Origin of the sequence: Gordonia sp. UCD-TK1 (assembly GCF_001691435.1) — a bacterium.
Classification (GTDB): Bacteria; Actinomycetota; Actinomycetes; order Mycobacteriales; family Mycobacteriaceae; genus Gordonia; species Gordonia hongkongensis.
The window spans coordinates 178,020-190,004 of record NZ_LZMP01000013.1; the positions used below are offsets into that span (position 1 = coordinate 178,020).

General features: G+C 69.5%; 9 protein-coding genes. 6 read left to right on the top strand and 3 right to left on the bottom strand.

From position 1 onward, the window contains the following. Positions 1 to 97: 97 nt before the first annotated feature. The gene (locus A9310_RS09555) at positions 98 to 3,964 is read right to left on the bottom strand and encodes a Pls/PosA family non-ribosomal peptide synthetase (protein WP_065630365.1); all 3,867 of its coding nucleotides are present in this window, start codon (positions 3,962 to 3,964) and stop codon (positions 98 to 100) included. 159 nt (positions 3,965 to 4,123) lie between these two features. Here A9310_RS09555 and A9310_RS09560 point away from each other — a divergent pair, with 159 nt between their 5' ends. The 3 genes from A9310_RS09560 to A9310_RS09570 all read left to right on the top strand — a co-directional run bounded on the left by A9310_RS09560 (position 4,124) and on the right by A9310_RS09570 (position 5,867). Then, a complete protein-coding gene (locus tag A9310_RS09560; RefSeq protein WP_065630366.1) occupies positions 4,124 to 5,098 on the top strand; it encodes an alpha/beta hydrolase in 975 nt (324 codons plus the stop codon). A 37-nt stretch (positions 5,099 to 5,135) separates the two neighbouring features. Then, positions 5,136 to 5,510, top strand: coding sequence for a YidH family protein (locus A9310_RS09565; protein WP_065630367.1), 375 nt, complete (start codon positions 5,136 to 5,138; stop codon positions 5,508 to 5,510). A 75-nt stretch (positions 5,511 to 5,585) separates the two neighbouring features. After that, positions 5,586 to 5,867, top strand: coding sequence for a hypothetical protein (locus A9310_RS09570; RefSeq protein WP_065630450.1), 282 nt, complete (start codon positions 5,586 to 5,588; stop codon positions 5,865 to 5,867). Between the two features lie 308 nt (positions 5,868 to 6,175). On the opposite strand, the gene A9310_RS09575 is transcribed toward A9310_RS09570, so the two are convergent. Continuing rightward, complete coding sequence (locus A9310_RS09575; RefSeq protein WP_065630451.1) at positions 6,176 to 8,092, bottom strand: ABC transporter ATP-binding protein; 1,917 nt, start codon at positions 8,090 to 8,092, stop codon at positions 6,176 to 6,178. Between the two features lie 233 nt (positions 8,093 to 8,325). On the opposite strand from A9310_RS09575, the gene fgd reads away from it, so the two are divergent. Continuing rightward, positions 8,326 to 9,336: a glucose-6-phosphate dehydrogenase (coenzyme-F420) gene (gene fgd, locus A9310_RS09580; RefSeq protein WP_065630452.1), complete on the top strand. Its 1,011-nt coding sequence runs from the start codon at positions 8,326 to 8,328 to the stop codon at positions 9,334 to 9,336. Here fgd and A9310_RS09585 read toward each other — a convergent pair whose 3' ends face one another. Next, positions 9,337 to 10,236 carry a LysR family transcriptional regulator gene (locus A9310_RS09585; protein ID WP_058249597.1) on the bottom strand — a complete coding sequence of 300 codons (900 nt, stop codon included), beginning with the start codon at positions 10,234 to 10,236 and terminating at the stop codon, positions 9,337 to 9,339. It abuts the gene before it with no gap. A 96-nt stretch (positions 10,237 to 10,332) separates the two neighbouring features. Here A9310_RS09585 and A9310_RS09590 point away from each other — a divergent pair, with 96 nt between their 5' ends. Continuing rightward, complete coding sequence (locus tag A9310_RS09590) at positions 10,333 to 11,424, top strand: DMT family transporter (RefSeq protein WP_065630453.1); 1,092 nt, start codon at positions 10,333 to 10,335, stop codon at positions 11,422 to 11,424. Beyond that, on the top strand, positions 11,382 to 11,984 hold the full coding sequence (locus A9310_RS09595) for a hypothetical protein (RefSeq protein ID WP_065630368.1): 603 nt from the start codon (positions 11,382 to 11,384) through the stop codon (positions 11,982 to 11,984). Before A9310_RS09590 ends, A9310_RS09595 begins: the two co-directional genes overlap by 43 nt. Position 11,985 lies beyond the last annotated feature (1 nt).

An 11,985-nucleotide genomic window follows, 5' to 3' on the forward strand; every position in this document is an offset into this window, starting at 1 on the left:
GGTGAGATGCGTCGCCAACCCTTCGTGGCTCGTCGCTTTCGCTCCTCGCACCTCAGGGAGCAGGGGCTGTGACCTGCGGTTATGCGGTCCCTTCGGATCAGCGCGGCCAGGGAGCGATCGGGTTCCCCTGCCAACGGGTGTGGGCCGGGACCACGTCGCCGCGCATGACCAGCGATGCCGGCCCGACGGTCGCCGAGTCGCCGAGTCCGGACGCCGGTAGGGCGACGCAGTGCGGGCCGAGGGTCGCGCCGGCCCCGAGCGTGACACGGTCGATGGCCATGACCCGATCGTGGAACAGGTGGGTCTGCACGACGCAGCCGCGCTGCACGGTCGCGCCGTCGCCGAGGGTGACGAGGTCGGCCTCGGGCAGCCAGTAGGTCTCGCACCAGACGCCGCGGCCGATCTTCGCGCCGAGCATCCGCAGCCACAGGTTGAGGATCGGCGTGCCGGTCGCGGCGTTGGCGAACCACGGAGCCGCGACCGTCTCGACGAAGGCGTCGGACAGCTCGTTCCGCCACACGAACGAACTCCACAGCGGATGTTCGCTCACCGTGATGCGGCCGACGACCAGCCATTTCGCCGCCGCCGCGGTGACGCAGGCGATCGCGCCGACGACCAGCAGGAGCAGACCGCTCACCGCTGCCGCGAGCCCGTAGTGCTCATGGACGGCCACGTACTGCAGCGCGAGCAGTAGTCCGACGCCGAGCCCGAACGAGACCATGACCGGCACGAGGCGCAATGTCTCGATCAGCGAGCGGGCGACCTTGAGCGTCGCCGGCGGGTCGAAGGTGCGCGAGGTGTCGATCTCGGCGGCGGTGCGGCGCAGGCGGACCGGTGGGCTGCCCAGCCAACTCGAGCCCGACTTGGCCCGGTCGGGCGTCGCCGACAGCACGGCCACCAGACCGTTCTTGGGGACCTTGCGCCCGGGGCCGGTCATGCCGGAGTTGCCGAGGAAGGAGCGCTTGCCGATCTTCGCCTCGTCGATGTGCAGCCAGCCGCCGCCGAGTTCGTACGACGCGACCATCGTGTCGTCGGCGAGGAAGGCGCCGTCGCCGATCGTGGTGAATCGGGGGAGCACGAGCGCGGTCGAGATCTCGGTTCCCTCGCCGACCTTCGCGCCGAGGATGCGGAACCACGTGGGGGTCAGCAGGCTGGCATACAGCGGGAACAGATACGTGCGGGCCGCGTCGAGGAGGCGTTCGGTGATCCAGACCTGCCAGCCGACGCGGGACCGGACCGGGTGATACCCGGTGTGGAGCCCGATCGAGGCGAGCCGGACCAGGACCGCGGTGATCGCCGCGAACACGAACAGGCTCGTCACGGTGGCCACGGGTAACAGGATCAGCGCGCGGATCCCGACGTCGCGCAACCGGTCCGCGGTCAGCGCCCAGGCGCCGATGACGGCCAGGCCCGAGGCCAGCGAGAGCAGGGGGATCGCGGCGAGCCCCAACGACGACAGTCCGTAGATGGGTACCCACCACGTCGCCCGCGGGGGCCGGTGGTCGGGCCAGGGATGCTCGGCCTTGCCGATCTTCACCGCGGGCGACCCGGCCCAGTGCTGCCGGGCCTTGACCCGCCCGAACACCGCCGAACCCGGGGCGACGACCGCGTCACGTCCGACGACCGCACCAGGGGTGAGCGTCGACCGGGCGCCGATCGACGCGCCGCGTTTGATGGCGATCTCGCCGATGTGGACGTCGTCGCCGTCGATCCACCATCCGGAGATGTCGACCTCGGGTTCGACGGACGCGCCGTCCCCGACCGTGAGCAGTCCGGTCACCGGTGGGATGGTGTGCAGGTCGACGCCGCGCCCGATCGACGCCCCGAGAGCCCGCGCGAGGTAGATCATCCACGGCGCACCGGACAGGTTGGCGGCACCGCTGGCGTCGAGGAGTCGCTCGGCCACCCACAACCGGACGTGGACGCTCCCGCCCCGCGGATGAACGCCCGGAGCGACCCCGGCGAGGAGCACCCGCGCACCGAGCGCCGCGATGCACATGCGACCGGGCGGGGTGATGAAGATCAGGAACGCCGCGAGCAGGACCCACCAGTTGATCTCGACCAGCCACTCGACCGTGCGATCCATCCGGTCGGCGACGAGCAGCGCCACGTTGTTCGCCACGCCGAGCCAAGTGGCCCACTGCAATCCGGTGAGCGTCGTCAGCGGGATGGTCAGCAGGAGCTGCGCTAGCCCGGCCGAGCGTGGGGTCGGTTCGACGAGGCGTTCATCGATGCTCGACGTCGGGCGGCGGGCGTCGAGCATCTCGGCCATGGAGCCCAAACGCGGACGGTCGTAGAGATCGGCCACCGAGATGTCGGGGTAGCGTTCCCGGACCGCGGTGACGAGCTGGGCCGCGGCAAGTGATCCACCGCCCTCGGCGAAGAAGTCGACGTCCGGGCTGGAGACGGTCATGCCGAGGACGTCGGTCCACAGCTGTGCCAGCCACAGTTCGGTCTCGCTGAGTTCAACGTCGTCATCCACTGGTCTGTCGCTGCCCGGCAGGGGCCAGGGCAGCGCATCACGATCAACCTTTCCCGAAGTGCGCGTAGGCAATTCGTCGACGAGGGCGAGGGTGGGGACCATCGCGGCGGGCAGCTGTCGCCGCAGCTCGGCGTGCGCCTCGGCGACGTCGAAGCCGGGATCGGCCGACACGAGATAGCCGACGAGCAGACTGTTGCCAGCCGCGGACTTGCGGACCGCGGCTGCGGCTCCGCTCACGCCGGGCAGGTTCTGCAGAGCGTTGTCGATCTCGCCGAGTTCGATGCGCCGTCCGCCGACCTTCACCTGGTCGTCGGCGCGGCCCATGAACAACAGGCCGGCGGTGTCCAGGCGCACGAGATCGCCACTGCGATAGGCGCGTTCCCAGCCGAGCGTGGGCATCGGTGCGTACTTCTCCGCGTCCTTCGCGGGATCGAGGTAGCGCGCCAGGCCGACGCCGCCGATAACCAGTTCGCCGACCTCGCCTTCGGCCACCGGTTGGCCCTGGGCATCGACGACCGCGAGATCCCAACCGCGCAGCGGCAATCCGATACGGACCGGGCCGTCGCCGCCCAGCGGGGCGGCGCACGCCACGACCGTCGCCTCGGTGGGGCCGTAGGTGTTCCACACCTCGCGACCTGTGACGGCGAGCCGGTCGGCGAGCTCGGGCGGGCAGGCCTCGCCGCCGAAGATCAACAGCCGCACGGCTTCCAGCGCCTCCGGCGGCCACAGGGATGCCAGCGTGGGAACCGTCGACACGATCGTGATGTCGCGCGCCACCAACCACGGACCGAGGTCCATGCCGCTGCGGACCAGCGAGCGCGGTGCGGGCACCAGGCACGCGCCGTTGCGCCACGCCAGCCACATCTCCTCGCACGAGGCGTCGAACGCGACCGACAGTCCGGCCAGGACACGGTCGTGCGGGCCGATCGGGGCGTCCGGCAGGAACATGGCCGCCTCGGCGTCGACGAACGCCGCCGCGTTGCGGTGGGTGACCGCGACGCCCTTCGGCTTGCCGGTGGAACCGGAGGTGAAGATGATCCACGCGTCGTCGTCGGGTGTGGGGCGGGCAGGAGATTGCGCGGGCGTCGACGCCGGTTTCGTCGAACGGGGTCCGTCGGCGTCGACGATGGCGTCGACCTCGGCCTCGCCGAAGACGAGCTCGGCGCGTTCGTCCGGGTCGTCGGCGTCGACCGGCACATACGCGGCGCCGGCATAGAGGGTCGCCAGGATCGCGACGTACAGGTCCCGCGACCCCGACGGCATCCGGATGCCGACCCGGCTTCCCCGCCCGACGCCGACCTCGCCGAGACGTGCGACCGTGCGGCGGACCACGGCCAGCAACTGGCCGTAGGTGAGGGTCATCTCGCCGTCGTCGATGGCCGCGGCATCCGGGTGTGCACGCGCGGTGGCGGTGAGCACGTCGCAGAGGGTGCGCGGCGGGTCTGCCTGTGCAGACAGGAGGAATTGAGGTGGAATGGGCACCTAAACGGCACCTGCCGGGCGCATCCGCGATTTGGTCACGAGTCCGAGAATATAGCCGACGAAGGTGACCGAACGACCTCGACACCATGAACGGCGACCCCGACGAACGGACTGAAACGGACGCTCCCGGGGTGTACGTTCGGGCACAGGAGGAATCTGATGCCCATCGTTCATCACCGTCGGCCGAGCCTGCGGTCGTTCCCCATCTGGTTCGGTGCGCGTGCGCTGCTGAAACCGACCCTGGCGCTGTGGCCGGTCAACAAGCRGGGGCTGGCGGGGCTGTTCCTCATCGACCGCATCTTTGCCGTTGGACCCAAACCCCGCGGCGTGGTCCGTGAGCAGCTGGTCCTCGCCGGGCGGCCCGCCGAGCTGATCATGCCGGTCGGACCGTCCCGCCGGGACGGCGACACCGCGATGCTCTACCTGCACGGCGGGGCCTTCGTGGTCTGCGGGCTCGGCACCCACCGATCGATCGCCGCGCGGATGGCGCGGGCGTGTGCGGTGCCGGTGTTCGCACTCGAGTACCGGCAGCTGCCGAAGGCCGGTGTCGGGACGTCCGTCGTGGACGCGGTCGACGCCTACGCGGAGCTGATCAACGAGCGTGGCTTCCGACGGGTGATCGTCGCCGGTGACTCGGCCGGCGGTTTCCTGGCCGCGAAGGTGGTCGAGGCCGCCGCAGCCCGCGGCCTGCCCACACCCACGGCGCTGATCGGGTTCTCGCCGCTCCTCGACATGGACCTGGGGGTCCACCCGGACCGTTCGAGTCGATCCGACGCCTATCTGCCCAAGTCGAAGATGGCCCGGCTGGCGCCCCAGTTCGACCAGGGGCCCGTCCAGCTGACCGGCGTGCGCCGCATCGCCGACGCCGATCTCACCTCGTTCCCGCCGACCGTGCTGGTCGCGGCCGAAGGTGAGATGCTCGAGCCCGACGTCATCGACCTCGTCGAGTCGCTCGACGCTGCGGGCGTCACGGCCGTGGCGCACCTCTACGCATGGCAGGTGCACGCCTTCCCGGTGTTGAGCGCCCGCCACCCGGAGACCCTGGACGCGGTCGAGGTGACCGCGGCCTTCGCCGCCGAAGCGATCCGAGAGGGCAAGAGCACTGACGAGCGAACGGGCAAACGGGCCGGCTGACGGGGCGGGTGCCCCGAACCCGGCGACTCCGGATGCGGTGAACCCGGGGCAGTCGTACGCCGACGAGCTGGAGACCAGACCGCCCGGCGCAGTGGACGCCCGATTCACCCTCGCCGCCGAGCGAACGCTGCTCGCCTGGGTGCGGACCGCACTCGGCTTCATGGCGGCCGGTATCGCGGTGGTCTACCTCGCTCCCGACGAGACGACGCCGATGGTCGACGTCGCGCTCGGCGTCGTGATGGTCGGACTCGGTGCCTCGCTGGCGGTCCTCGGCGCCTGGCGGTGGCGACGGACCACGCGAGCGCTGACCACCGGCGGCGAGATGCCGGGGCCGGCGCAGGTCATGCTCGTGGTCGCTGCGATAGTGGTGGTGGCCGTCCTCGTCGCGGTTGCCATGGTGATCCAGTCCTGACCTGCGCTCCACAACGGCACTCTGCCCATGTCGGCGGCCGCGACCATCAGCTGTCCACCACTGCAGGAGATCATCGTGACCACCGGCCCCGACTTCTCGCGGAGCGCGCAGACGTTCTCGATGACGCTGACAATCGTCGGCGCGACCATCCTCATCTTCTGCATCGGCTGGCTGACGGTCGGCTGGTGGCAGGACGGCCGGTGGTTCTGGGTGGCCGTCGGGATCGCCGTGGTGATCGTGAACGTCGTGCTGATCGCCATGCAGCTCCGCCGCCGCCTCGGTGAGCGGGTCAAGGACACCAACGATCGCCCCCGGCGCCGTGGCCTGATCGACAACTTCGACGACCTCGACGACTGAGCTCACCCCTGCTCCCTGAGGTGCGAGGAGCGCTAGCGACGCCCTCCCTATGCTCCCTGAGGTGCGAGGAGCGCTAGCGACGCCCCCCCTATGCTCCCTGAGGTGCGAGGAGCGCTAGCGACGAGCCACGAAGGGCCTGGTGAGACACCTTGCGAGACCCTTCGTGACGGCCTCCGCAGGCTCCGGCCTCCTCAGGGAGCGGTGGTTGGGCTCGCTTCGTTCGCACCTCAGGGAGCAGGAAACCGGGCCGCGTCTGCCACCGCTCCCTGAGGAGCGGGCGGAGCTTGCGGAGGCCGCGTCACGAAGGGTCACGCCGTCAGCGAATCCGAGTCCTCGGGGTCGTCCTCGGCGAACTGCGTCCGGTAGAGCTCGGCGTAGCGTCCGTTGCGCGCCAGGAGCGTCGGATGATCACCGCGTTCGACGACACGCCCGGCTTCGAGTACGACGATCTCGTCGGCGGCCCGGATCGTCGAGAGCCGGTGCGCGATGACGATCGAGGTCCGTCCCTCGAGGGCCTCGCCGAGCGCCGCCTGGACCGCCGCCTCCGACGTCGAATCGAGATGCGCGGTCGCCTCGTCGAGGATGACCACCGACGGTTGTGCGAGCAGCAGACGGGCGATCGTCATGCGTTGGCGCTCACCGCCGGACAGCCGGTACCCGCGTTCGCCGACGACGGTGTCCAGTCCGTCGGGCAGTGAGCCGACCAGCTCGTCGAGCCGAGCCCGTCGCAGTGCGTCCCAGATCTCGTCATCGGACGTGTTCGGCTGGGCGAGCACGAGATTCGCCCGGATGGTGTCGTGGAAGAGGTGGCCGTCCTGGGTGACGAGACCGACGGTTCGATGGACCGATGCGGTCTGCAGTTTCCGGATGTCGACTCCGGCCAGCTGGATCGAGCCCTCGTCGACGTCGTAGAGGCGGGTCGCGAGACTCGCGATGGTCGACTTGCCGGCACCGGAACTGCCCACGAGAGCCACCATGCTGCCGGCCGGGACATCGAGGTCGACATGGTGCAGGACCGTCGTGCCGGCCCGATTGTCGAGCTGGGCAACCTCTTCCAGCGATGCCAGCGACACCTTGTCCGCCGCCGGATAGGCGAAGGACACGTCGTCGAATCGGACKGACACCGGCACGGGCCGCCCGCTCTCGGTGCCGGGCACCGGTACCGCGTCGGGTGCGTCGGCGATGAGGGGTTGTAGGTCCAGGACCTCGAAGACGCGCTCGAAACTGACCAGGGCGCTCATGATCTCGACGCGTGCGTTCGCCAGGGCCGTGAGCGGCGCGTACATCCGGGTGAGCAACAGGGCCAGTGAGACGACCGCGCCCGCGGACAGATGATCCTGTACCGCAAGCCATCCGCCGAGCCCGTAGACCAGGGCGAGGGCCAGCGCCGACACCAGCATCAGCGTCGTCATGAAGTACGCCTGCAACATCGACCGCCGTACGCCGATGTCGCGGACCCGGTCGGCGCGGTCGGCGAACTCGCGCGACTCGAGATCGGGGCGCCCGAACAGTTTCACCAGCGTGGCGCCGGGGGCGGAGAAGCGCTCGGTCATCTGCGTGGACATGCGGGCGTTGTGCTCGGCGGCCTCGCGGGAGAGCGCGGCCATGCGCCGGCCCATCCGCCGCGCCGGTATCACGAAGACCGGCAGCAGGATCAGCGCCAGCAACGTGATCTGCCAGCTGATCGCGATCATGACGCCCAGCGTCAGGGTGAGGGTGACGATGTTGGACACGACGCCGGACAAGGTGTCGCTGAATGCCCGCTGGGCGCCGATGACGTCGTTGTTGAGCCGGCTCACCAGGGCCCCGGTGCGGGTGCGGGTGAAGAACGCGATCGGCATCCGCTGCACGTGGTCGAAGACAGCTCGCCGTAGGTCGAGAATGAGACCCTCCCCGATGTTCGCCGACAGCCACCGGACCCCGATTCCCGCGGCGGCCTCGGCGACGGCGATCAGCGCGATGGCGACCGCGAGTCCGACGATCATCATCTCCGAGCCGCTCTCGGTGATGACGTTGACGACGCGACCCGCCAACAGCGGGGTCACGACGGTCAGCACCGCGGTGAAGACCGACAGCAGGAGGAACCATCCGATCCGGCGTCGGTGCGGTCGGGCGAACCCACCGATACGGCGAAGTGTCACCCGGCGGTCGCCCCGTAATCGCTTGCTGCTGGGCTGGGTGGAGGACTTGTACATCATGTCCCAGGCCACGGACTGCATACTCATGCCGTCCACGGTAGAACTTAAACCCAACTTGAGGTCCAGCTTGTTCGCTGCCAGAGGAATCCCGAGTGCGAACATGCTGGGTCGCCCCGGCCGGCTGAGGTCCCGTCCGGCTCCCGACGTCGGCGTCTGTCCGCATGCTCTACGTTGGTATGCGAGGTCACACGACGATGGGGCCGACTCCGCAGACCGGCCCGCGCCGGCGGGTGAGGGCCGGTGGCGAAGGAGCGATGGACATGGCAGAACTCAAGCTCGGTTTCAAGGCATCGGCGGAGCAGTTCGATCCGCGCGAGCTGGTGGAGATCGCGGTCGCGGCTGAAGAGCACGGCATGGATTCGGTTGCGGTGAGCGATCACTTCCAGCCCTGGCGGCACAACGGCGGCCACGCCCCGTTCTCGCTGGCCTGGATGGCGGCGGTCGGCGAGCGCACCAAGCGCGTGCAGATCGGCACCTCGGTCATGACCCCGACCTTCCGCTACAACCCCGCGGTCATCGCGCAGGCCTTCGCCACGATGGGCTGCCTCTACCCCGGACGCATCATGCTCGGTGTCGGCACGGGCGAAGCGCTCAACGAGTACGCGACCGGGTTCCAGGGAGAGTGGCCGGAGTTCAAGGAACGCTTCGCGCGCCTGCGCGAGTCGATCAAACTCATGCGCGAACTGTGGACCGGCGAAGAGGTCAACTTCGACGGCGAGTACTACCACACGCAGGGCGCCTACATGTATGACATTCCCGAGCAACCGATCCCGGTCTACGTCGCCGCCGGCGGGCCGGTGGTCGCACGCTACGCGGGCCGTGCCGGCGACGGTTTCATCTGTACCTCGGGCAAGGGGCCCGAGCTCTACACCGAGAAGCTGCTGCCCGCGGTCGCCGAAGGAGCGGCAAAGGCCGAGCGCGATGTCGACACCATCGACAAGATGATCGAGATCAAGATCTCCTACGATCCCGATCCTGAACTGGCGCTGGAGAACACCCGCTTCTGGGCCCCGCTGTCGCTGACCCCGGAGCAGAAGCACAGCGTCAACAGCTCGACCGAGATGGAGCGGCTGGCCGACGAGCTCCCGATCGAACAGGTCGCCAAGCGGTGGATCGTCTCCTCCGACCCCGACGAGGCCGTCGAGAAGGTCAAGTTCTACACCGACGCCGGGCTCAACCACCTCGTCTTCCACGCCCCCGGGCACGACCAGCAGCGGTTCCTGGAGAACTTCGAACGCGACCTCGCCCCGCGCCTGCGCAAGCTCGGCTGATCACGAAAACCCCTGCGCGACGGCGGCGTCGAGCATCTCGAGCACTCGTCGGACGGGCGGCAGGTCGAGTCCGCTCTGCCGTACCCGGACCCGCACCTCGCGTGCGGGCGTTGGGTCGACGATGGGAACTGCCGTGACGCCGGGCGGCAGGTCGACGAGCGCGAGCCGGGGGACGACGGTGAGTCCGACCCCGGCCGCGACGAACCGTATCGCGGTCGGATAGTCCTGGGTCTCGACGCTGAAGTCGGGTACGAAACCGACCGACGTACATGCGTCGAGCACTGCCTGCCGGCAGGGTCCCCGCGCCACGTCGTTGTCGACCCACGGGACCTGGGACAGTTCGCGCAGGGTCACCGACTCCAGCGCCGCCCATGCTGAATCCACGGGTACGACAGCGGAATACGGGTCGGTGGTCAGCCGGCGTCCGACGAACCCGGCCACGTCCGCGGACGGGCGTTGACTGTCCTCGACATAGATCTCGATGTCGGGTGCCGCCGACGACGGGCCCATCAGCTCGATGAGGCGGAGATCCAATCGCAATCCGGGGAATTCGCGCGAGATGGTGGCGACGATCGGCGGGATCCAGGTGGCGCCCGCCGAGGCGAAGTAGTTGATGCGCAGCTGACCGAGCCGGCCGTCGCGCAGCTCCGAGATCAGACCGTCGATACGGGCGATCTGCTCGAAGACGGTGTCGGACTCGCGGGCCAGGATGGTGCCGGCCTCGGTGGGTACGATGCCGCGACCGTCTCGCTCCACCAGCGACAACCCGGTCTCGCGCTGCAGGGTGGCGATGTGCTGGCTGACCGCTGACGGCGTGTATCCGAGCGAGGCCGCGGCTCCGCCGATGGACTGCTCGCCGATGACCGAGCGCAGAACCCGAAGGCGGTGGATGTCGACCATGGGGCGACGATACCGCGGCAACTGTGCAGCGGCGCTGAAATGTTCGGAACAAGTATTCACTTGTCCTGAAGTGCCGGATGAGTGAATCTGGAACACATGTCCTCGCGCCCGACACCGGCATCGGCTGGGTCCGCCACCGCTTCCCTGCCGGCTCTGGCCGCCGTCGTCACCGTCGTGCTGTGGGCGTCGGCGTTCATCGGCATCCGCGCGCTCGGTGACACGTTCTCACCGGGTTCCATGGCGTTCCTGCGGTTGCTGGCTGCGGTGATCCCGCTGACGCTCATCGTGATGGTGGTACGTCTGCGCGCACGGACAACCGGGGCGTCGGCCCGTCCGCTGCTACCGCGCGGCCGTGCGCTCGCCCTGGTGACGGCGTACGGGGTCGCTTGGTTCGCGGGCTACACCGTCCTGCTGAACTGGGCCGAACGCCACCTCGACGCCGGGACCGCGGCGCTGCTGGTGAACCTGGCGCCGATCCTCGTGGCCGTCGCCGCGGGACTGTTTCTCGGAGAGGGGTTTCCGCGTCATCTCGTGATCGGTATGACGATCGCCTTCGCCGGTGTGGTGCTGATCGCCGCCGGCGGGTCCGCCACCGCGGACGCGCACGCCGACTGGCTCGGCATCGTACTCGGGGTCGGCGCGGCGGTTCTGTACGCGACCGGGGTGCTGATCCAGAAGTCGGCCCTACGTACCGTCGATGCGCTGACCGCGACCTGGTTGGGCGCGGTAGCCGGCCTCGTGGCCACCGCGCCCTTCGCCCCCGTCGCCGTCACCGAACTGTCCGGCGCCGAGCCGGGGGCGATCTGGGCGGTGATCTACCTCGGGGTCGGGCCGACCGCGATCGCGTTCTCCACGTGGGCCTATGCGCTGGCCCGCACCGACGCGAGTGCGATGGCGGCCACCACCCTCGTGGTCCCCGCGATCGTCATCGTCCTGTCGTGGGCGCTGCTCGACGAGTTGCCCACCGGCGTCGGCATCGTCGGGGGACTCCTCTGTCTCGGTGGGGTCGCCATCGCCCGCCGATTGCTGCCGATGAGACCGCGTACGGGCCGGTCGGCGCGTAGCCTGGACGTGTCGTCGCCGACGATGACGCCCCCCGATACACGACGCGTTCCCGGCACGACCGCAACCGAGGAGACATCGCCATGCGCAAGTTCGTCGCCGGCCTTGCCATCGGCGGATCGCTGACTTTCGCCACGGCGGCAACGCTTCTGGCTGTCGACTCGGAGTCGCCCGCGGCGTCGCCCAGTGTGAACTGCGGACCGCTCGCCGGTTCCGGACCGATCCCCGGGTGTTCGTACCGCGTCGACGGGACCCGATTGCAGATCAGTCTCTACAACAATGCGACGCGCAATCCGGCGGTGGAATGCACCCTCACACCGAGCGGCGCTGTCCATCCCGTCGCCGCCACCACGATGGGGCCGGGGGCGCGTGGGGTTCTCACGGCGTCGGTGTATCCGAATGTGCCGAGGACCTTCGTCGTCCATTGCCTCGGCGGCGGTGCGGGTGCCGACCGCGTGGACCGGCAGACCACGATCACCGCGCGCGCCGAGACGCCGGAGCCGGCGCGTACGACGCCTTCGGTCCGCCGTACGTCACCGGCGCCTGTCCCGTCGGCGCCTTCGACGTCATCCGAGCCGGAGGGCCCCGCCGAGATCACCACGACGCCTCCGACCACCGAGGACGCCGCACCGGGCAACGCCGTGACCACCACGACGACCACCACGACGGTTCCCGCCTCGTCCTGAT